At 43.7% G+C, this 21,425-nt stretch carries 20 protein-coding genes; 12 read left to right on the plus strand and 8 right to left on the minus strand.

Features of this window, described 5'->3' with window-relative positions; all coding sequences use genetic code 11:
• Window positions 1-171: 171 nt before the first annotated feature.
• Complete coding sequence (locus GLV98_RS13060; RefSeq protein ID WP_160915910.1) at window positions 172-1,356, plus strand: MFS transporter; 1,185 nt, start codon at window positions 172-174, stop codon at window positions 1,354-1,356.
• A 110-nt stretch (window positions 1,357-1,466) separates the two neighbouring features.
• Entirely contained in the window at window positions 1,467-2,927 is a 1,461-nt protein-coding gene (gene rlmD, locus GLV98_RS13065) for a 23S rRNA (uracil(1939)-C(5))-methyltransferase RlmD (RefSeq protein WP_160915912.1), read from the plus strand.
• Between the two features lie 95 nt (window positions 2,928-3,022).
• On the opposite strand, the gene GLV98_RS13070 is transcribed toward rlmD, so the two are convergent.
• From GLV98_RS13070 to GLV98_RS13080, 3 genes are all read right to left on the minus strand, one after another.
• The gene (locus GLV98_RS13070; protein ID WP_160915914.1) at window positions 3,023-3,469 is read right to left on the minus strand and encodes a staygreen family protein; all 447 of its coding nucleotides are present in this window, start codon (window positions 3,467-3,469) and stop codon (window positions 3,023-3,025) included.
• A gap of 80 nt (window positions 3,470-3,549) precedes the next feature.
• Window positions 3,550-4,374, minus strand: coding sequence for an alpha/beta fold hydrolase (locus tag GLV98_RS13075; RefSeq protein WP_160915916.1), 825 nt, complete (start codon window positions 4,372-4,374; stop codon window positions 3,550-3,552).
• A 227-nt stretch (window positions 4,375-4,601) separates the two neighbouring features.
• Window positions 4,602-6,017 carry a hypothetical protein gene (locus GLV98_RS13080; RefSeq protein ID WP_160915919.1) on the minus strand — a complete coding sequence of 472 codons (1,416 nt, stop codon included), beginning with the start codon at window positions 6,015-6,017 and terminating at the stop codon, window positions 4,602-4,604.
• Window positions 6,018-6,304: 287 nt separating this feature from the next.
• Here GLV98_RS13080 and GLV98_RS13085 point away from each other — a divergent pair, with 287 nt between their 5' ends.
• From GLV98_RS13085 to GLV98_RS13100, 4 genes are all read left to right on the plus strand, one after another.
• A complete protein-coding gene (locus GLV98_RS13085) occupies window positions 6,305-7,471 on the plus strand; it encodes an iron-containing alcohol dehydrogenase (RefSeq protein ID WP_160915921.1) in 1,167 nt (388 codons plus the stop codon).
• Window positions 7,472-7,719: 248 nt separating this feature from the next.
• The gene (locus GLV98_RS13090) at window positions 7,720-9,867 is read left to right on the plus strand and encodes a type IA DNA topoisomerase (protein ID WP_160915923.1); all 2,148 of its coding nucleotides are present in this window, start codon (window positions 7,720-7,722) and stop codon (window positions 9,865-9,867) included.
• Window positions 9,868-10,106: 239 nt separating this feature from the next.
• On the plus strand, window positions 10,107-10,895 hold the full coding sequence (locus GLV98_RS13095) for a cupin domain-containing protein (protein ID WP_160915925.1): 789 nt from the start codon (window positions 10,107-10,109) through the stop codon (window positions 10,893-10,895).
• Between the two features lie 387 nt (window positions 10,896-11,282).
• On the plus strand, window positions 11,283-11,864 hold the full coding sequence (locus GLV98_RS13100; RefSeq protein ID WP_160916328.1) for a 2OG-Fe(II) oxygenase: 582 nt from the start codon (window positions 11,283-11,285) through the stop codon (window positions 11,862-11,864).
• 120 nt (window positions 11,865-11,984) lie between these two features.
• Here the strand turns inward: GLV98_RS13100 and GLV98_RS20290 are convergent, their stop codons facing one another.
• The gene (locus tag GLV98_RS20290) at window positions 11,985-12,107 is read right to left on the minus strand and encodes a YfhE family protein (protein WP_160915927.1); all 123 of its coding nucleotides are present in this window, start codon (window positions 12,105-12,107) and stop codon (window positions 11,985-11,987) included.
• Between the two features lie 193 nt (window positions 12,108-12,300).
• Here GLV98_RS20290 and GLV98_RS13110 point away from each other — a divergent pair, with 193 nt between their 5' ends.
• Both GLV98_RS13110 and GLV98_RS13115 read left to right on the plus strand, forming a co-directional pair.
• Entirely contained in the window at window positions 12,301-13,263 is a 963-nt protein-coding gene (locus GLV98_RS13110) for an ATP-dependent 6-phosphofructokinase (protein WP_160916331.1), read from the plus strand.
• 120 nt (window positions 13,264-13,383) lie between these two features.
• Window positions 13,384-13,695 carry a hypothetical protein gene (locus tag GLV98_RS13115; RefSeq protein ID WP_160915929.1) on the plus strand — a complete coding sequence of 104 codons (312 nt, stop codon included), beginning with the start codon at window positions 13,384-13,386 and terminating at the stop codon, window positions 13,693-13,695.
• A gap of 167 nt (window positions 13,696-13,862) precedes the next feature.
• On the opposite strand, the gene GLV98_RS13120 is transcribed toward GLV98_RS13115, so the two are convergent.
• Complete coding sequence (locus GLV98_RS13120; protein ID WP_160915931.1) at window positions 13,863-15,377, minus strand: BCCT family transporter; 1,515 nt, start codon at window positions 15,375-15,377, stop codon at window positions 13,863-13,865.
• A gap of 511 nt (window positions 15,378-15,888) precedes the next feature.
• Between GLV98_RS13120 and GLV98_RS13125 the strand changes: the two genes are divergently transcribed.
• On the plus strand, window positions 15,889-17,073 hold the full coding sequence (locus GLV98_RS13125; RefSeq protein WP_202410054.1) for an alanyl-tRNA editing protein: 1,185 nt from the start codon (window positions 15,889-15,891) through the stop codon (window positions 17,071-17,073).
• A gap of 234 nt (window positions 17,074-17,307) precedes the next feature.
• Window positions 17,308-17,826, plus strand: a complete 519-nt coding sequence (locus GLV98_RS13130) for a DUF1456 family protein (protein WP_160915933.1) — start codon at window positions 17,308-17,310, stop codon at window positions 17,824-17,826.
• 59 nt (window positions 17,827-17,885) lie between these two features.
• Here the strand turns inward: GLV98_RS13130 and GLV98_RS13135 are convergent, their stop codons facing one another.
• On the minus strand, window positions 17,886-18,083 hold the full coding sequence (locus tag GLV98_RS13135) for a hypothetical protein (protein ID WP_160915935.1): 198 nt from the start codon (window positions 18,081-18,083) through the stop codon (window positions 17,886-17,888).
• Between the two features lie 251 nt (window positions 18,084-18,334).
• Between GLV98_RS13135 and GLV98_RS13140 the strand changes: the two genes are divergently transcribed.
• On the plus strand, window positions 18,335-18,724 hold the full coding sequence (locus GLV98_RS13140) for a YbaN family protein (RefSeq protein ID WP_160915937.1): 390 nt from the start codon (window positions 18,335-18,337) through the stop codon (window positions 18,722-18,724).
• 73 nt (window positions 18,725-18,797) lie between these two features.
• Here GLV98_RS13140 and GLV98_RS13145 read toward each other — a convergent pair whose 3' ends face one another.
• Both GLV98_RS13145 and GLV98_RS13150 read right to left on the minus strand, forming a co-directional pair.
• Window positions 18,798-19,559: a sporulation protein gene (locus GLV98_RS13145; RefSeq protein ID WP_160915939.1), complete on the minus strand. Its 762-nt coding sequence runs from the start codon at window positions 19,557-19,559 to the stop codon at window positions 18,798-18,800.
• 95 nt (window positions 19,560-19,654) lie between these two features.
• Window positions 19,655-20,494, minus strand: a complete 840-nt coding sequence (locus GLV98_RS13150) for a general stress protein (protein WP_160915941.1) — start codon at window positions 20,492-20,494, stop codon at window positions 19,655-19,657.
• A gap of 215 nt (window positions 20,495-20,709) precedes the next feature.
• Between GLV98_RS13150 and GLV98_RS13155 the strand changes: the two genes are divergently transcribed.
• Window positions 20,710-21,360 carry an SDR family oxidoreductase gene (locus GLV98_RS13155; protein ID WP_160915942.1) on the plus strand — a complete coding sequence of 217 codons (651 nt, stop codon included), beginning with the start codon at window positions 20,710-20,712 and terminating at the stop codon, window positions 21,358-21,360.
• The last annotated feature ends 65 nt before the right edge of the window (window positions 21,361-21,425 follow it).

The raw sequence follows: 21,425 nt of genomic DNA on the forward strand, positions 1-21,425 counted from the left end.
AACAACTTTCTTCTTAACTTCTTCAGGATAATGAACTTTTTTACCCATAAGAAAAACACCTCCAAGTGTAAGTAGTATTACAACTTTGAAGGTGTTTTATTAAGTCTCATTTTATTAGGTCACTCTAGATTACGTGTGGCTTTTTTTATGTATAAGAGAGGACGAATGATGATGTTTAAAACAAAACGCAATATCTATATGCTTTATTTCTATATCTTTTTTGCTCAGTTGTTTTTTGACCGGGCCTTGTGGGTCATCTACCTCGGAGACAGAGGGATGACGTTCGGTCAGATTGGTTTGCTGGAAGCTTTTCTTCACTTAGCGATTGTCCTGTTTGAGGTACCGACAGGAATGATTGCTGATTTGTACGGGAGGAAAGTGAGCTTAGTCATCGGGAATGTGTTCAGTCTTTTTTATGGCCTGTTCATGTTGATCAGCGGTACTTTTTCGATGTTCACACTCGCCTTTTTATCGATGGGAATCATGGTTACTTTCCATTCCGGTGCTGAGCAGGCCTTTGCTTATGATACGTTGAAAAATGAAAACAGGGAGAAAGATTATACGAAGGTGATCGGAAGCATGACGGCTCTTGCTCTATTATCCTTGAGCCTTGCTAAGTTCCTCGGAGGATTCATGGCAGAGATCAGCTGGGAGTTGGTCTATGGCTCAACCATCTTCACCCATATCCTTGCCTTGATTCCCCTGTTTTTATTGAAAGAACCGGAACGAGAAAAGACAGAGGACATCGGCGGACGATGGTATAACCAGTGGGTCCATCAATTTAAATCAGGTATCGATGTATGGAAGCGGAATTCGGTCCTCCACCAGCCTGTGGTGTTATTTATTCTGGCGAGTGCGGTTATGGTGATACTCGTTTTTTATGGCCAGGAATACTTTATCCAGTTAGGTTACTCTTCTGTAGTTGTAGGTGCTGTATTTACAATTGAGGGACTATTGGGTGTCGTCATGGCGAAAATCGCCTACAAGGTCGAAAAACGATTTGAGTTCTTCAATATCTTATATTATGGTTTAGGACTTTTCCTTTTGTTTTTCATCCTGTTTATCTTTGCCATGGACTGGGCCATTCTCCTATCCTTCCTATTCCTGGCGCAGCTGTTGAGTCTTTTCGAACCCATCTTCAGCTCGTTTGTGCAAAACTTATTAAATAGTAATGTCAGGTCTACCTTCTTTTCATTAATTGGTTTAATGGAAAGCTTCATCATTATGATCAGCTTTCCGTTATTCGGATTTGCCATTGAGCGTACCGGTTTTACCAACGGTTTTGCGGGTCTGCTGCTTATCTTTTTCACTGTGGCGGCGGGATTCCTTATCGCTCAAAAATTTAGAAAGAGTTGATGCAAGGAGCTTCCCAATCAAAGGGGAGGCTCTTTTTTCTTCCCTCTGTTTTACCGCCGGCTTCCGGTAGTTTATAATGAGGGGCAAATAAGCAAAGACAGGAAGTGCCTATGAGTAAACGAAAGAGTCAAGGAAATAAAAAGGTGAATAAGAAAACGAACAAGTCTGGGAAACCATTTGGGAAACAGAACTTTTCACAGAATAGACCTTCTAAGGGTAAACCTCCACGTGGGCAGAAACCCATAACCGCAGAGGTCACGTGCTCAGGACTGACGGATGAAGGAAAGGGGATTGCCGAATGGAAGGGCAAGCGTTTGGAAGTTCCTCTTCTGTTACCTGGAGAAAAGGCGGAGGTAAACATCGTTCAAAAGGGAAAGTTTTTGGACGCAGAGGTGAAGAATGTGATAACTTCAGCTGAAGAAAGAGTCGATCCGCCTTGCCCGTATTATTACGAGTGCGGTGGATGTCAGCTTCAGCATATGAGCAACGATGCGCAAGCGCGTTTCAAACAGGATACAATCAATCAATTGATGAAACCGTTCGGAAAGCCGGATCCTATTTTCACGATGGACCATCCGTATGATTACCGGAATAAGAACCATAATACATTCGGTCTGAATCACAAGCGTCAGGTCATTGGCGGGTTGTACGCCCAGCATACACACGAAATCATCCCGATGGATCGTTGTCTTATTCATGACCCTAAGGCGGATGAAATCATCGATACCATCAAGGACTATCTCAAGAACTCAAAAATGCAGCCGTATGACGAAGATACGGGACGCGGCTTTTTGCGGCATGTGTTAATCAAAGTCGGCAAAGTCAGTGGAGAGATCATGGTCGTGCTCGTCGCAGCCTCCTCTGAGTTCAAGGGGAAAAACAATTTTGTGAAAGCCCTGAGGAAAGCTCACCCAGATATTACGACCATGCTATTGAATGTGAATAAACGGGATACGAGTGTTGTTCTCGGCGAACAGGAAAAAGTACTGTTCGGCAAGGGCACAATCACAGACACGTTGTGCGGGCTTGAATTCGAGATTTCGGCGAAGTCCTTTTATCAAATAAATCCAGTCCAGACAGAAAAGTTGTACGGAAAAGCGATTGAAATGGCCGAGCTCAGTGGAAACGAGACTGTGATTGATGCGTACTGCGGGATTGGTACGATCGGGCTCGTAGCCAGCCGCAAAGCTGGGAAAGTCATCGGTGTAGAAGTGAATAAGGACGCCGTACGGGATGCCATCCGTAATTCCAAGCGCAACGGCGTGACCAACGCACGGTTCTATCAAGGCGACGCTGGCGAATTCATGGTCGATATGGCTGCACGCGGGGAGAAGGCGGATGTCGTCATTATGGATCCACCGAGAAGCGGAAGTGATGAAGCATTCTTATCAAGTGTTGTGAAACTTAAGCCGAAGCGTGTCGTGTATGTGTCCTGTAACCCGGAAACGCAGGCGCGGGACATGAAGTACTTGGTCAAGAACGGTTACGAGGTTGAAGGGATTCAGCCGGTGGATATGTTTCCACAGACGTATCATGTGGAATCCGTGGCGAAGTTAGTGCTGAAAAGGTAGTCACTACTTAAACACCTTAACTAGAAAAAAGGTTCATCCAGACCAGTGGATGAACCTTTTTCTAATTCTCCGTGACTTGGGCAGGTGACCCATATCTACCGGTAATCCTTTGGGCTACCCCAGTACTCATATCGATTGTAACGAGGATCTGTGGAATCAAAACGGATGAAGATGGGCGCATGATCCAATTCAGGATAGGATTCAAAAAAATGTCGGTCTCCATACCTGATGGCTTCAAGGGCTAAGGGTAGTTCCCGCCTGAAAATAGTATTGCGAAGAGCTGATTGGTTCGATCCAAATTGTCCATCCACATAAACATAGACAAAGAGGTAGGGGCAACCGTTTTCTATCCTCCATTCAGCAAGCACTTCATCTCTCATTGGGGTAATCTTGTCATAGGCATACGACAATCCGAGCGTAAGAAAAAGCTCTGCTGTCATGTCTGAGTGGGTCAATGTGTACCTGCGACCTAACAAGGGAGCGGTTTTTGTAACACCATGCCTGAACTCAACGAAAAGTTTATCAGGATTAAGTCTTTTCAAAGGGAACCTCCTTATAAAAGACATTCATAGTCCTTCAAACGGGTGCAACCTTTTGTGATCCATTCACAGTCGTAAGACCGTTACGGATGACCTCTCAAAAAATCCGCAACTATCTCATTAAATTTCTCACTATGCTCCCAAAACATGAGATGGCCCCCAAGAGTCTCGACTGTAGCGGCTGGCGTCAGCTTGTTTAGGTAAGTGGTTGCTGTCTCTGCCCAATGTTCGGCGACAACGAAGAGTGTTGGAACGGACTCACTGCTTAGGGATGCCTCTTTTCGATAATCGGAAAACAGACCGGAAGAGAACAAATTGGCGGCGATATAATACGGGGTTTTCAAGGATTGCTCTACGATCCAAGTCAATTCTTCTTTTTTTAAATTCCGTTGAACCATGACACCGGTGGCATAGGCCGAAATGAACTCTCGTTGACCTTTAGGATGACGAAGGTAGTTCGTATAGGCGGCAGCCAGGTCATCGAGTGGTCCTTCCACCCAATCCTCAACTTCCTTCAAGGATAAAGACTTTGGTGGCATATCAATCAAAATGAGGGACTTGATCTTGTCGGTACCGAACTGACGGATGTATTCCCATACGGTCAAGCAACCGAAAGACCAGCCAAGAAGCGTGGGATTCTCCACGTTCAATTCCTTCAACACTTTTTGTAAATCCGTGCCATGTGTGATGTAATCATTTCCGTGTACGGTCATTGTCGATCGGCCGTGACTTCTGGGATCAATGACAATTGTACGGTGCGTTTTTGAGAAATGTCGGACCTGTGCAGAAAAGACTTCTGTCGTGAAAGTAAAACCAGGGATCAATACAAGGGGGTTTCCTACTCCGGTTTCTTGGACGAATAATTCGATGCCTGGTTCGACTTCAATGTATGCTTCCTTCGTTTTCATGCTTTCCCTCCTTATTTTTTTATGATTTAAAAGCATATCAACCCTTTTAAATCATATTCAAAAGGTCTTCGTGCCATTTCTTTTTCTTGGGAAAGGTTGATTCATTCTATTTATAAGGGAAGGTAACGGAAGAGGATGTTTATTACAGGCTCCAATCAGGTAGCTTAAAATAGGAAAGGTGAGCCTTGAAAACAAGCTCACCTTTTTGTGGGTTTCCATTTATTTTCCTATAAGAAAAACAGCACAAACAGTTGAAGGTAGATTTGCACCATGACATAAAAGGTAATGGCGTATTTATAGTTGAACATCAGTCCGTTCTTAATGATGCTCAACTTGTTCACCGAACTCAAGATAATAGATGGTAAAATCAGTGGAGATAACATGATCGAAATGACGCTCCCTGATGTAATCCCAAGCACAACAATTTCTGGCGGGTAGGGAAGGTCCACGCCTTGCAAAATTCCTGAGACGAGGACGATGACCGTCAATGGACCGAGCCCGATAAACCCAAGGATGATCACGACAAATGGAAGGACCCATAAGAAGTTCAGGAACGGGACGGCATCCGTCACATAAAAGAGACCATCGATAATGTACTCGCCATATCCTGACTGATTCACAGCGTTAATTAAAAATCCAGCGGCCAGCAGGATGGAGAACTGCTGGGCTTTGTTCGGGATGCTTTTGGCGACATAGATTTTTCCATTCTCCGTAATCGCGCTGCTTCTTTTACGAATGATGAAGTAGAGAATGACCCAGGCCACGATTACGATTGGGATAATAAGCAGGAGTTGAACATCCCAAAGGGCATTCAGAAGAAATATGGAACCGAATAATGTCACAAAAAGAAAGGCGAATTCCAGGGCATCACCGTTCCCTTCCGTATCCTGTTTCTTTTGTTCAGCAATTTTCTTAAGTTGTTCCTGGATGCCTGCCGTGAGATCCACGCCGTAATGACGCTCTTGGTAATAGGAAAACAACACAGATAACAAGATCCCTGCGAATGAGATAAAGAATCCTTGCAGAATCGATAACCCTAACGAAGCCCCCAGTGCATCGACGGCAAAAATAAAGCTGGGGATGCTGACGACCCACATCGTTGTTAAGGAGAACGCACGTAAGAGGGCCGTTCCTTTATAATTCTCCCATGCCTCTCCTTTTTGATTGTTTAAAAAGTCGTTGATCATGCTATAGACCATCGGAATCGATCCAAATAATAAGAAATAGGAAATGATTTGGGTGATCACCATCATCCCGAAATAAAACTTCCGGCTAGTGTTAAGTAAGTTTTGAGCGAAGTTAATGACAGATTCGATGTATGGCTTTTCTTCCAGTACCCAGCTGATTGTAGGAACGATAAGTAAAAGCGCGATCAAACCGCTCATCACTGTAAATCCAGATACCGTTCCTTCTATGAGCGACGTTCCTGCGGATATGTGAACAATCAATGCAATGATGAGCAGGAGAAGGGAAATCGCTGCCTGTTTCATTGGCAAGAAAAAGTACCCGAGTACAAAGGCCGCTAAACCGAATAAGGAAAGGGTGGTGGAAAGCATTTCTCCACCTATAAAATAAACGACAAAATGCATGAGGACATATAAGCTGATAAATAAGGTGTACCCTCGTTTTGCGATTTGTACCATGATGGATGCTCCATTCTTAATTCAAAGTGTTAACCTTACATATCTTATCATAAGCCATATCCATTAGCTTAAATCGTGCACGGGGTGATTCCCTGAATCTTTAACTCCAGGGTTATAGAATGAGAAGGAACCTCGGGGTGTGAAATCGCTCATGAAAATTTAGTGCTTTCTCACTAAGTGAGGGGTTACAAATGAACTGAATTCATAGATTCAGCCTACTGGATGGTTTGGTGAATAAGGAAAGCGGCAATATTCCCGACTGTAACCAAAAAGTGGGAGGAGATTACATGAACCGTTTTACAATTCCGCGCGATATTTATTTTAGTGAAAATGCCCTTGATATATTGAAATCTTTAGAAGGTAAAAAAGCCTTGCTAGTGATTGGTGGAGGATCTGTCAAAGAAAATGGCAACCTTGAAACGATTGAAAATAATCTATCAGAAGCGAATATAGAGACAAAGCTTATTGAAGGAATCAAAGAGGAACCTTCAACAAATCTTGTGCAGGAACACCTGGAGACGGTCAAAAATTTTGAACCGGACTGGATCATAGGAATTGGCGGCGGTTCACCGATGGATGCTGCCAAGGCTTTCTGGTTGTTCTATGAACATCCTGATCTTAGTTTCGAAGACGCGACCAAACCTTTTGAGCTGCCTGAACTTCGTTCTAAAGCGAAATTTATCGGTATTCCAACAACAAGTGGAACAGCGTCGGAGATCTCCAATCTATCTGTCATTACAGATTCAGAGACAGGGGTGAAATATCCACTGGCAAGCTTTGAACTAACTCCTGATTTAGCCATCATCGATCCCGTCATGGTCGAATCCATGCCGAAACAAGTGACAGCTTACAGCGGTATGGATGCTGTAACCCACAGCATTGAAGCCTATGTAGCGAAACCACGCACGACATTTACAGATGCCCTTGCAAAAGAAGCGGCTGAGATTTTGAAGGAACATCTTCTCTCTTCTTATAAAGGAGATAAAGAGAGCCGTGAAAAAGTCCACTATGCCCAGGCGATGGCTGGGATGGCCTTCTCCAACGCTGTATTAGGGAACGTACACAGCTTAGCCCATAAGAGTGGACCGACCTTCGGAGTACCGCACGGTTGTGCCAATGCGATTTATCTTCCTTACGTCATCCAATTCAACAGAAGTGTTGTAGAAGATCGTTTCGCTGTATTGGCGAAAAGAATTGGGTTAGAGGGACAGAATGATCAAGAGCTAGTGGACGCTCTCATCGAGTGGGTTCGTGATTTGAATCGTGAAATGGACGTACCGAATACACTCCAAGAATTCGGGGTCTCCGAAGAGTTGTTTAACGAGCACGTGAACCAGATGGCAGAAAATGCGGTAGAAGATCCATGTACAGGAACGAATCCGCGTGAGACATCCGTGGAAGAAATGAAAAAACTCTTTGTCGCTGCATATTATGGAGAAAAAGTAGATTTTTAAGATAGAAGAAATATAAAGAGGTCCATCCGCTCTGGGTGGATCTCTTTTTTCTGGACAAGAAAGTGACCATCAACTTTAATAGAGGGGAAAGGAGCAAATGTTATGATTATAAAACCTCGCACCATCCTCTCTGATATTGTCCACCTGCAAGTACGCACCACGTCCAAGCACAAAAGAACGGCTGCAATCCCTTGCTTTACACTTCATCACATAGTACTCTTGGGGTTCAATGAAGGGAGTGGGAGACCATGACACGAGTGGTCATCTTAGCCGAAAAACCCTCTCAGGCAAAAGCATATGCAGAGGCTTTTACAATACAGGAAAAAACGAAAACGTATATTGTTTTAAAACCGGATGATACTTTTCCGAATGGGGCGACGATCACGTGGGGCGTCGGTCACCTGGTGGAATTGAAAGAACCGCATGACTATAAGCCGGAGTGGAAACGATGGAAGCTTGATCAGCTGCCGATTGTTCCGGATCGATTTCTTGAAAAAGTTTCGAAAGGAAAGTGGGAGCAGTTTAAAGAGGTCAAGCGGTTGTTCCAACAAGCAGACGTACTTGTGAATGCGGCTGATGTCGATCGGGAAGGTTCGAATATCTTTTACAGCATTCTCCGTTTAACAGGTGTGAAGGGGAAACCGGTTCGCCGTTTGTGGATCAATTCTCTTGAGAAGGACGAAGTGCGTAAAGGATTTAACAATCTACGAAACAATGAAAAAGATTTACGTATGTTTGATGAAGCGAAAGCCCGTCAGATCAGTGATTGGATGGTAGGGATCAACGCGAGTCGTCTGTTCACGCTGCATTTGCAGAAGAAAGGCTTCGGAAGCTACTTAACGATCGGTCGTGTGCAATCGCCAACCGTCTACTTGATTTACCAGAGGCATAAGGAGATTGAGAACTTTGTATCCGAGCCTTTTTACCAAATCGAGGGTCTTTTTCAATCAGAGACTGGTTCCTATAAGGGTTTAGCTGAAATTAAGGAAAAGGATAAAGCCAAGGTGCAGGCGCTGATGGACAAGCACGGGCTGAAAGAAAAGGTAGACCACGACGGAACGGTCGAGCGTGTAGACAAGAAGACGAAACACCAAAAATCACCGAAGCTGCATTCATTGTCCACCTTGCAAAGTGTTGCGAACAGACGCTGGAAGTACACACCGTCGCGGGTACTGAAGACAATGCAGAAACTCTATGAGAAAAAACTGGTCTCCTATCCTAGGACCGACTGTAATTACATCACGGAAAGCGAGTTCTCCTACCTAGTGAACAACTTGAAGGCCTACCAGGATACCTTGAACGTTTCTTTCAAGCCACTGTCTTTAAAACCGAGAAAGCGGTATGTCGATAGCAAGAAAGTTCAGGAGCACTATGCCATTATCCCGACAAAGACGGTACCGACCGAGAAAAAGCTGAATGGGCTGAGTCATGAGGAACGCAACATCTATACCGAGGTCATGGCAACAACGCTTGCGATGTTCCATAGTGATTACGTCTATGAAGAGACGGCGATTTTCACACATGTTCATGACCTGCCTTTCAAATCGACAGGACGGCGTGATGTGCATCAAGGATGGAAAGAACTTTTTCCTAAGCCATCGAAAGCGAAACAGGAAAAAGACGCGCTTCTTCCGAATGTCCAAAAAGGGGAAGAGGTGGGCGCACGTCTTCACATAAAGGAAAGCATGACACAGCCGCCAAAACCCTACACCGAAGGCCAGCTCATTAACATGATGAAAACATGTGGAAAGCTCATGGATGATGAGGAAGACGTGGAAATTTTGAAAGAAGTCGAAGGCCTCGGGACGGAAGCGACCCGCTCAAGCATCATTGAAACGATCAAGGCGCAAAAATACATTGAAGTGAAAAAGAACAATGTCTACGTCACAGCTAAGGGCATCACGCTTTGTGAAGCCATTGAAGGAACGCTGTTATCGAGCCCTTCCATGACGGCCAAGTGGGAATCGTATTTGAAGAAGATCGGAAGTGGCGAAGGATCGAAACAGATGTTCATCAAGCAGACGAGCCAGTTTATTGAAAAGCTGATCCAGGAGACTCCTAATTCGATTCAACAGGTTCAAATCCGAAATACTGGTGAAAAGAAAAAGTGGAATCAACCGATTGCCAAATGCCCGGCATGTCAGACGGGGTCCATTATGGACCGTTACAAGTTTTACGCGTGTTCTGAGTACAAAAAAGGGTGCAAGGTAAGTTTTCCGAAAAGGTTGGCAGGGAAGTCGCTGAGTGCAAATATGATTAAAACGCTTTGCGAGAAGAAGCGGACGAAGGTTTTGAAAGGATTTAAGGGAAAGAAAACGTTTAGTACGGCTTTAACTTTGGATGAAGATTTCAAAATCAAATTCGATTTTAAAAAGAAAGCGGAAGAAAAAAAGTAGATATATGATTCCTGCTTGCCTCTCTTGGTGTGAACCCATTATCAGCACAAGGAGGCAGGCTTTTTTTGTGGAGTGATGTAGGATATCCATTTAATTTTACCTTCATCTCAAAGGGAAAGGCAGGGAGTGCAAGAGTTTACCAAAAGAAATGATGTCATTCAGCACAAAAGAATACATTAAGGACACTCTTTTCCTTCCATACATAGGATAAATCAACAAATGGGAAAGGATTTGAGAAAATGTATGTTGGACCCTATACCTATCCATATTATGTGAACCATCCGGTGTATGGCTATAGAAATCCTACAGGATATTGGTCTGTTCCTAACCAAACCTATGGATTTTATAATGATCACAGGGTGACGGTAAAAGATTACGGATCCAATCCATTCGTCATAAATATCAATAAAGCGACAAAGCAGAATCAAAACTATCGCACTGCACTGTGGACGGGATCAAACTTACAAGTAACCTTAATGAGTATTCCTCCCGGGGGAGATATTGGGTTAGAAGTGCATCCAAATGTCGATCAGTTCCTCCGTATTGAACAGGGGCAGGGGGTTGTTCAAATGGGCAAGAGTCAAAACAATTTAAGTTTCCAAAGAAACGTCTATGACGATGACGCCATCATGATCCCTGCTGGAACATGGCACAATGTAACCAATACTGGGAATATGCCACTAAAACTTTACTCGATCTACGCCCCACCTAATCATCCATTTGGGACGGTTCACGCGACCAAAGCAGATGCCATGGCGGCGGAAGAAGGCAACGGTCAAGGGGATGGAGATACCCTTGTTTATGGTAAGACTCCAGATGAATGGGTGAAGTACACAGAATACCTAGTGAATGAAGGATTGGAAGATGTGAAGAGAGGAATCAATGCAACACACATCCTTCAAGAATTCATCTTAATGGGATTGCTGGTCGGGAAGGGATATACTCCTGAAAAAGCCTATGAAACAGTAGAGGAATGGGAAAGGACAGGAAAATCCAAACTTCTTCAACAAAGTAAAAACATGCAGTAGACGAAAGGATGCCTTTCGTGGTTGCAAAAAGCAGCTTTCCCTAGTAACAAAAGGAACTCCTTTCTTCCGGTTAATCTCGGATAGGTGAAAACCCTAGATCCTTACGATTTGAAAACGTGAGGATCTAGGGTTTTTTATAGAATCAAAAATATTAGGGGGTTGGACCAACAAAAATAGTAAACTTTTTATCATTTGTGAACAATTTTGTAATTTTTATAAAAACTCAGGAATAAATCATAAAAAGGTGGTAAGATATTTTTCATATCCTATTCCTTCTAGGATACACGTTTATTTGAAAGCGTTTTATCAAATTATGAAGAGGTTGATGAAAAGTTGACATTAACAGTGAAAGAAGCTTCCATTTTTGACCACAAGGGCAACAGGATTATGACCGAAGACCGTGAAATTTCGATCATTGCCAAAACGGAAGACCCTAAGATTGCTATAGTGGGAAATGTCGTCAGTGATGCTGAATGTGATGAGTTGATCCGTCTTTCTCAAGATCGGATGAACCGGTCGAAGATTGGTTCGCGACATGAAGTGAGTGACATCCGGACAAGCAGCAGTACATTCTTGCCTGAGGATGATATCACTACCCGGATTGAAAGGCGATTGGCGCAAATCATGAATGTACCTGTTGAACATGGAGAAGGACTTCACATTTTGAATTATAAACAAGGCCAAGAATATAAAGCGCATTATGACTACTTCAAATCAAAGGTCCAGGCAAAGAACAATCCGAGAATCAGTACGCTTGTTCTTTATTTGAATGATGTTGAAGAGGGTGGGGAAACGTACTTTCCACACATGAACTTATCCGTGTCTCCTCAAAAAGGCATGGGCGTCTATTTCGAATATTTTTATTCCGACCCTGTGATCAATGAACGGACTTTGCATGGCGGATCTCCAGTTACCATCGGAGAAAAGTGGGCAGCGACGATGTGGGTGCGGAGAAAACAATATAGATAAAAAGATAGCAACGTAGAGGAATGACAATCATTAACATAATGAAACACCCAGTAGTGCCTTAAGTGTGGCACTACTGGGTGTTTTTCTTATGACAGAAAGGAGAAGCCGTTTGAAACACGATTACTTCATTCTTGTGTTTTCTACTATCTTATTTGCGCGTTTAAATTCTTTCTGGAATCTTACTTCTTGTGTTTTCGTTAATGTACTTCTTTTTTCTTTGGAAACTTGGGCCTTCGATTTCATTCCTGATCCCTCCTTTGCCTGTCATTAGTTTCATTATGAACGGTTTAGGATAAGGTTATTCTATAGCTGCATGGGTAGAAATTCTCTAAGTTCAGTACATTATTGCTTCCCTGTTCAAGGAGGTACACTTGTGGCAGTCATTGGAAGGGTATAGAATATACAGTGTTGATTCGTAGGAAAGTGAGTGATGACGATGGATAGAATTGGTGTGTTAACGAGTGGAGCGGATGCTCCCGGAATGAACGCAGCCATACGGTCAGTCGTAAGGTCTGGAATCTATTACGGCGTTGAAATGGTTGGAATTAAGTATGGTTTTCAAGGCCTGTTGAATGAAACGGTGGAGAAAATGGATGCATCATCCGTAGGCTCGATTATTCAACGCGGAGGGACGGTCCTGCAATCCTACACATGTGATGAAATTCACACGGATGATGGTCAGAAGAAAGCCATTGAAAACCTACATAAACAAGGAATCGATTCCTTAGTTGTGATTGGTGGAAAAGAAGACTTAGCAATCGCTGCTTCGTTACAAAAAAAGAGTTTTCCATGTATCGGCATTCCGGCCACGATAGATAACGATATCCCGGGCGTAGCTGAGGCCATTGGCTTTGATACAGGGTTGAATACAATCATTGATTATATTGATCGCATTCGTGATACAGCATCTTCTCATGAAAAATCTTCGATTATTGAAGTGATGGGAAGAGATACAGGGAACCTGGCGTTGTGGTCAGGGCTCGCCGGTGGCGCAGAGAATATTTTGATCCCTGAGAAGAAAGAAGACATGAACACTATTATAGAACAAATTAAAAGTGGACCTTCCAGGGACAAAAGGTACAGTATCATTATTGTAGCCGAAGGTAGTGGTGTAAGTGGAATCGATCTCAACGCCAAATTGAAAGAAGAAGCAGGGATTGAATCGCGTGTCACCGTTTTAGGTCATACGCAGCGCGGGGGAGCTCCGACGGCGAGAGATCGTGTGCTGGCCAGTCGGTTAGGCGCTTACGCTGTTGACCTTCTACTGGCAGAGGAATCAGGAACAGTCGTCGGTTTGAAAAATAATATCCTTGAGAGCTATTCATTTGATGATGTCTTTTCACAAATGTCCCAAATTGATGAAGGTATGTATGAATTGTTAGGGAGAATGTCGATCTAAATGAGAAGGAAGGCCAGCGCCACAGACGTTGGTCCTTCTTTTTTTATGAAGATGTCAGGTATTTCTTATTCCATTGAAACGTTTTCCTCCATTTGCACGTAATCAAACAGAGGTGAGAACGTGAAAATACTCAAGATCATAGCTACCTATATCTCGGTACTTATTGAAAGTATTCTATTATTCATTTTAAATTTTGTCGTCGGTTTTTTTGATATCATTTTGTCTTCTTCCTTGTTTGTGGTCCCTATCTTGTTTTTCGTATTCAAAGGAACGTTTGGACTGGAATATTGGCAGTTAATCGCATTTTTAGCGGTATGGATTCTCCTGCGTTTGCTGCGACACACCGTACAGAAGTGGTTCGGAGACAAACTGGATACCTACAGCGAAAATGTCATACGTTACGCTAAAGCAAAGGACGAGTATGATGGGTGAATAAGGGTTATATGTATGGTCGCCTTATTATTGTCATTAAATGACGGCTTAAACAGAAGAAGCCTCACCCAAGGTAAACTGGAATGAGGCTTCTTTCCTTTGCTTCTATATGGTTATAAGGGGATTAGGATAGCTGTAGTCCACGTTCAACAGGAATGGTGGAAAACTTAGCTAACCTTTGTCTGTTTCTTCTTTCGCTTTTCGGACCATATTTCTGCATTGGCCGTTTTATAAAACGAGAATCCCATCAATAGAACGATGACTGAAAACGGTAAGGCGGCGATAATTAAGACGTTTTGTAACCCTTGGGTACCACCGAAATACACAATGATGGCAGCTGTTGCAGATAAGCATAAGCCCCAGAGGATTTTCACTGAACCTGTTGGATTGAGCGAACCATCCGTTGATAACATACCTAAAACAAAAGTAGCTGAATCTGCTGACGTAATAAAGAAAATGGCAATGACGAAAAGCGTGATAAAAGACATTAATGTGCCGAGAGGGTATTGTTCCAACATGGCAAAAGTGGCGGTTTCCATCGGGTAATCCGATATGGTAGCAAGCCCTTGCTGCTCAAGGTCCAAGGCTGAGACGCCGAATACGGCAAAGAAGATAAAACAGATGATGGAAGGGACAAACAAGACCCCAAGCATAAACTCCTTTATCGTTCGTCCTCTTGAAATTCTGGCTATAAAAATCCCTACGAAAGGTGACCAAGAGATCCACCATGCCCAGTAGAATATTGTCCAGCTATTGATCCACGTCCGGGCGTCCTGATTATTAGGGGCAAGACGAAAACTCATATTAAAAAAGTTTTGAATGTACCCCCCTATGGAATCAGTGAACATATTTAAAATATACAGGGTTGGACCTACGATTAAAAGAAGAATCATAAGCAGAAAACCAAGCACTAAATTGATATTACTTAAGTATTTAATCCCTTTACTTACCCCTGACCAGGCTGAAAAGATAAATAGAACCGTAGAAACGATCAGAATGGTTAATTGAACGCCATAATTGCTCGGGGTGTTAAACAGAAAGGCAAGTCCTTCATTGATTTGGGCAGAACCGAAACCGAGGGTTGCAGCGACACCAACCACGGTAGCAACGACAGCAAGCGTATCAATGATCCTTCCCGGTATCCCCTCCATGCGTTCTTTTCCGAATAACGGGATGAGGGTTGCGCTGATTAACCCGGCGTATCCTTTATGAAATTTGAAATAGGCAAGGACTAAGGCAACCAGAGCATAGACCGCCCAAGCATGAATCCCCCAGTGGAAGAAGGAGAACCGAAGCGACTCTTTAATAGCTTGAGCACTGCCTTCCTCTGCGTTTGGACTGCTTTTGAAAGCATGAGATATAGGTTCAGCTGTTGTCCAAAACACTAATCCCATACCCATTCCAGCGCTGAATAGCATGGCAAACCATGAAGTAAGGCTGAATTCAGGTTTCTCATCATCTTTGCCCAATTTGATTTTATTGAATCGTGAAAAAATCAAATAGATACAAAACGCCAGCATAACCATGATAATCAATAAGTAATACCAGCCAAATCGGCTGGATATGAAACCGGTGGCAGATGAGGTTACTGTTTTTAAATGATTAGGACCTAAGACGCCCCAGAGGACAAAAATCCCACAAATGCCGAGACCATACCAAAACACCCATGAAACATTCTTCATTCCTTTTCTCTCCTTATGTAAGGTTTCCGGAGGGTGTCCGACAACACTTCCATAGGCTTACTGCAAATGGGTTCCTTTCCAAAACCATGGGCTTACATTCCTTCTTCACACTTTATTAGGAGGGCCATAAAGTACAAAGTAACTGGAGCTGAGTGTGGAATGTAAGAGCGATTATGTAGAAAAACGGAAACGGATTTTCAGTGAGCTATACGAATAAGCGATTCGTGTTTTTATACTTTCCTGAACATGAATAAAAGTTTGTACTGGGCACAACTTTCAGGAAGGGCGCACATTTGGTGGCACCTATGTAACGAATGGAATAAATGTTTGACGACGGACTTTCCTCAACGATTTCCCATTCCCTATACCAATAATCACAAAACCTGACCGGGGACTAGGCTTTGGTATAATGACATGAGAGGAATAGGTACGAATTCGTAGATGAAAAAGGAGCGCTCCACTTAATGAAAAATGTTACGATACCTTTAGGAATTTAGAGGAGGAACGGATAATGACGAGAAAGCTGTACTATGAAGATGCTTACCAGATGGAATTTGATTCGAATGTAATCAGAATAGATGAAGATGAACATGGCTTGTTTGTTGTGCTTGAAGAAACGGCGTTTTACCCTACAGGAGGCGGGCAGCCGCACGATGAAGGGACATTGAATGGAGTGGCCGTGTTTGGCGTTGAAGAAGTTGAAGGAGAGGTTCGACATTACATAGAAGGACACCTTCCTGAAGATACAAAAGAAGTACACGGAAGCGTCAATCCAGTCCGACGGATGGATCACATGCAGCAGCACTGTGGACAACATATCATTTCGGCTGTTTTCGACGATCAGTTCGATATCCCGACCACGAGTTTTCATTTAGGAAAAGATACAGTGACCATCGATTTGGATACAGAACAGCTATCCGAAGATCTTTTGGCAAAGGTGGAGGAGCGGGTAAACCGGATTATTCGTGCCAACTCCCCGGTGGAAACGAAGTGGATGTCTGTGCAGGAAGCGGGTAATTATCCGCTCCGCAAACCGCTTGCCGTTCTAGGAGACGTTCGCCTAGTCGTCATTCCAGAGGTCGATTACAACGGTTGCGGTGGCACCCATCCTCGTTCGACAGGGGAAGTCATGGCTGCCAAGTTTCTGGGATGGACAAAAAATAAAAAACAGGTGCGGTTGGAGTTCGTCTGCGGTCATCGTGTCTTGAAAAAGCTTGGTCAGAAGCACCAGGTGCTGACTGAAATGAAGCGGATCGTTCCAAAGCCGGAACAACAACTTGTCGAAGAAGTCGGAGAACTAATTAAGGCAAGCAAGGAGAAAGATAAAAAAATCGCTGAACTGGAGGAACAACTCCTTCACTATGAAGCGCAGGAGATCCTTTCCCTATCCAAGGAACAGGCAGTAATCCAGCGCGTTTTCAAAAATCGTCCAATCAAGGCGCTCCAGTCTCTTGGGAAAGCTATCACTGAAGAAGCTCCAGAAGCGTATGTAATTCTGATTAGTGAACAAGAAGAACAGTTACAGTTTGTGCTTGCTCGCGGAGCGGACATCGATCGTAATATGAACGACATAGCGAAACAAGCGATGCCCCTCATTGAAGGAAAAGGCGGAGGTAAACCGAACTTTGTTCAAGGAGGAGGCAGGAGGCTGATGGACGGGCAGTCTTTTGCTGGTCGAATCCAGAATCTATTATAACCTGGCCTGCCAGGGAAAAAGACAATCTGTTGGTGGCACAGGTTGTCTTTTTTGTTTGAGACACGTTCTTCGTGAATAACAAGTTTCCTCAAGCGTCTATTTTGCTTATCTGTAATTCGCTTAGGAATAATATCGTTCGGTTACACTAACGAGTAGGTGAACATGTTATGATTAGGACTTGAAAGTTTTTCTGAAAATGCTGTAGTGTGAAGGCTATAGTTTGGAGGTTTATATATGGATAATAATGATATACTGATTCGACTAAGGTACGCTCTCGATATTAAAGATCAAGATATGATTGAGATTTTTAAGCTGGGCGGAGTCGATATGACGAAAGAAGAAGTTCAAAAGGTCCTCACAAAGTCAGTGGACGAAGATGAAGAGTATGACGATGAAGCTTATGAAGACGAAGATCACATTAAATGCACGAACAGCATGCTGGAGTCCTTTTTGAATGGATTCATCACATTCAAGCGAGGACCTCAACCGTCGAAGCCTGGTCAACCGAATAAACCAGATCGTTCGATCAAGAATTATTCCAGTGTGAATAATGTCATGCTGAAGAAAGTGAAAATCGCCCTGAAGCTGACGAACGAGGATGTCATTGATATCTTGGAGGCTGCGGATGTGAAGATCACTAAAGGGGAATTGAGTGGCTTATTGAGAAAAGAAGGTCATAAAAATTATAGGCAGTTCGGTGATCAATATGCCAGAAACTTCTTAAAAGGATTAACGATTAAATATAGAGGTTAAAGAAAGAGGTCAGACCATTTGCTGGTTCGACCTCTTTTTCATTAGCAATAAGGGTTCATTCAAAATGTCCTTACATGAACGGGATCGATGGTACTTGAGAGCGGATATTTCACTCGGAATTTGCGGTTGATGGCATGGATCAATTCATGCTTTGCTTCTTCAGAGGCGATTTCGCCTTCTTTTATGTCTTCGTGGTTCATTCTTACTTCAAAGTCAATCTGATGATGCTTATAGTGAACTTTTCCAGATACGACCATGTGCACATCTTCCTTTTACTTATCTTTTGGAAGGGTTATTTTTTCATGACAAGCAGACAAGCTGATGATGTTTACCCTTCGGATTTCGCTATTAAACATCATAATTACGATCATAAAATTCCAACCGGTTGAACAATGAGCAGAATCTAGAGTAAGCTGAAAAAGAGGGAAAGATCTTTGCTGCCTGTGTCTATCATCTGTAATGGTTTGAGGTAGTTTAAAAGAGTAAAGATGCACTGAGGAGTTTATCTATGAAGCAAATGGTAAGAGTATTATTAATCGTGGTCGGGAGTATATCCCTGGTCCTGGGGGTGTTGGGAATCGTGCTTCCTCTTGTTCCAACGACGCCCTTTTTACTTTTGACAGGGGCTTGTTACGTACGAAGTTCGGATCGTTTGTATAACTGGCTCATGTCGAATAAGTGGTTCGGGTCTTATATCAAAAATTACAAAGCTGGCCGTGGAATCCCTGTCCGGGCAAAGGTTTCGCTTCTCATCATGATTTGGTTTTCCTTTCTGTTTTCAGCTATTTTTATTACATCACATCCGTTGTTGAGAGCTGGTTTCATCTTTGGCGGATTTTTCTTCACGGTCCTTATTCTTAGAACAAAAACCTACCATCCTGAAAATGAACCGTCCTAAATACAAGCTCTCTTTTTTCGACTGAACTAAAAAAAGCGGATCCTCACTCAAGAATGGAGAGGACCCGCTTTTTTTACTTTTTATATTGATCGATGGTCTGCTGCAACTTCCGGGAAACTGTCTCTAACGAACCGCTCAGCTCTCGGTCGGTGAACGTCACGTTCGCGCGGCTTTCGTCCATTTCTAATGCTTCGGCAAACAATCCTCCAAGTCCACGCGCGCGGCGGTCGACTTCAAGCATGACATCGATGCGATCTTCATGTAGGAAGAAAATGGCTTCCAGTTCATCCAAATAGGAACGGTATTCTCCTCCAGGGGCGAATTCAAATTCCTGTACATATCCGTAGCGCTTGGAGTATTCCATTTCGACTTTCCTTAAATGGAAACCCAGGTGGCTTTCTAAGGCTTCCAACACTTTGGCGATGTATGGATGTGGTGCGATTTTAATTGGATCACGATCCTCCGGGTCGAGAGCCATAGGGATATCGAGGCCTGTTTCGAACCAGATTGGAAGTCTACCGTGAGAAGCGGGGACGTGATAAGGAAGCTGGATGGAGAACGGAATTTCTTTCGTTTCGCCTTCCTTAATGGTCTCCTGATTTGCGATCGGATACTTTTGCAAGGCCACTTTGTCTTTTACTTTCTTGTCATCCACTTCACGGATGGCTTCGGTCATGAGGAAGATATGGATGGAGTCGATGGATTGTTCGACGTCTCCTCCCTGGATGACCACTTTTCCGTGGACGGTTTCACCTGGGATGAATTGATCTTTTTCTAATTGTGTATCAACTTTGGCAGCGCCTACGCCTACACTTGCTAATAATTTTTTGAACATGGGATCTCCTCCTTCTCTTGATTATACGAACGAATCGAAGGAAAAGGTTCAAAATTTTAATGAGAAATCTCTTTGACCAAGGGTTGAGCTGTGAATCAGGTGTGCTTCGTGGAACGATGTCTCTCGGCCTTTCGTGAACGCGTTTCGTTTGAGTTCGTTGTAGAATCCTCAGAGGAACGGCCGGCATACGATCTTTCTTTCACTACATCTGTCTTGTTTTGATGGTCATGTTCTCTCGAAACCGCATCATGCCGATCGGAGTGTTCATGTTTTCTCGAAACCGCATCATGCCGATCGGAGTGTTCATGTTCTCTCGAAACCGCATCATGCCGATCAGAGTGTTCATGGTCTCTCGAAACTGAATCATGACCAGTAGCGTGATCATGGTTCTGATAATGGTTCGGGTACATGGATGAGTTTTCGGTCTTATTGGAAAGGAATGTCCGGTAAACTTTGTCTTGTAATTTTTCTGTCGCTTCAACGATGACAATGATTTTTCCGTCTTTCAGATGATTCTCATACTGATGAGCATCTTTCTCAGACATGCCTGCTCCAACGAGCGCCCCGACGATTCCGCCGCCACCAGCTCCGACACCTGCTCCTGTAAGAGCGGCAGCGATGGGCCCAGCGGCAGCGATTTGTCCTATTCCAGGAATGGCGAGAAGTCCTAAGCCTGCAATTAATCCACCAATACCTCCTAGCGCCCCTCCAGATAAAGCCCCTAGTCCTGCTCCTTTTCCAGCTTTCTTGCCTCGGCTGCTGTGATTAGATGTGACCGATGTATCCATTTCTTCTTCCAGCACGTTCACTTTGCTTTTGTCTCTTGCAAAAACAGAGATGTCGTTCGATCCATATCCGTGGTGCTGTAAATCCGTAATCGCTTGTTCTGCCTGTCCGACTTTTGAAAAAACACCGCCTATGATTCTTCTATCCATGATGAGTATCCTCCTTTAATTTTGCATTAGTAGTTTCATACCCGTTCTAGCCACCTGTAACCTTTCTCTGGGTAAAATAGTCTCTTAGTTGTGCTTCTGAAAAATAGGTCTTGCATAGTCCTTGTAAGCGTAAGGCGGTTTTCTTTCTTTCGAATGGGGGAACTTTTAATGTAGAAATATGATTCAATCGAAAAGGCATAGAAAGGATGAAGAAAATGAAGGTACTCGTTGTAGGGGCAAATGGCCAAGTGGGGAAACATCTCGTCAAGTTTATCCAGGAAACCGATGGGATGGAAGCCAAAGCGATGATCCGCAAAGAAGAACAAGCGTCCTATTTCAAGAAACTCGGGGCAGAAACGGTCTTGGTCGACCTTGAAGATGATACAAACACAATAGCCGAAGCTTATCATGGTGTGGATGCCGTTGTATTCACGGCTGGGTCCGGGCCGAATACGGGACCTGATAAGACCGTTCTGATCGATTTGGATGCTGCAGTAAAAACGATAGAAGCTGCGAAACTAAAAGGCGTGGACCGCTACGTCATGATCAGTTCGTTTGATACGACACGTGAAGCGATCCAGGGTGCTCCTTCGTCATTCGCTCCGTATGTCGTAGCGAAACACTACGCGGATGATTGGCTGAGAAGAACGGATTTGGATTATACAATCATCCATCCTGGTATGCTTACCAATGATGAAGGAAGTGGACAAGTCGAGGCTGCTGAAACGGTGGAAAGAGGTGAAATTCCGCGAGAAGATGTGGCTCACGTCATCCTGGCTACCTTGGAGAATGAGGCAACCATCGGAAAAGAGTTTCAGGTCGTTGGTGGTTCGAAAATGGTGAAAGAAGCGATCAAGTCTCTATAAAAAATGTGTGATCAGATAGAAATGGCAGCCTGCTTATCATTCAGGCTGCCTTTCTTATGTTCTGG

The sequence above is a fragment of the Halobacillus litoralis genome, from assembly GCF_009856415.1.
Classification (GTDB): domain Bacteria; phylum Bacillota; class Bacilli; order Bacillales; family Halobacillaceae; genus Halobacillus; species Halobacillus litoralis_C.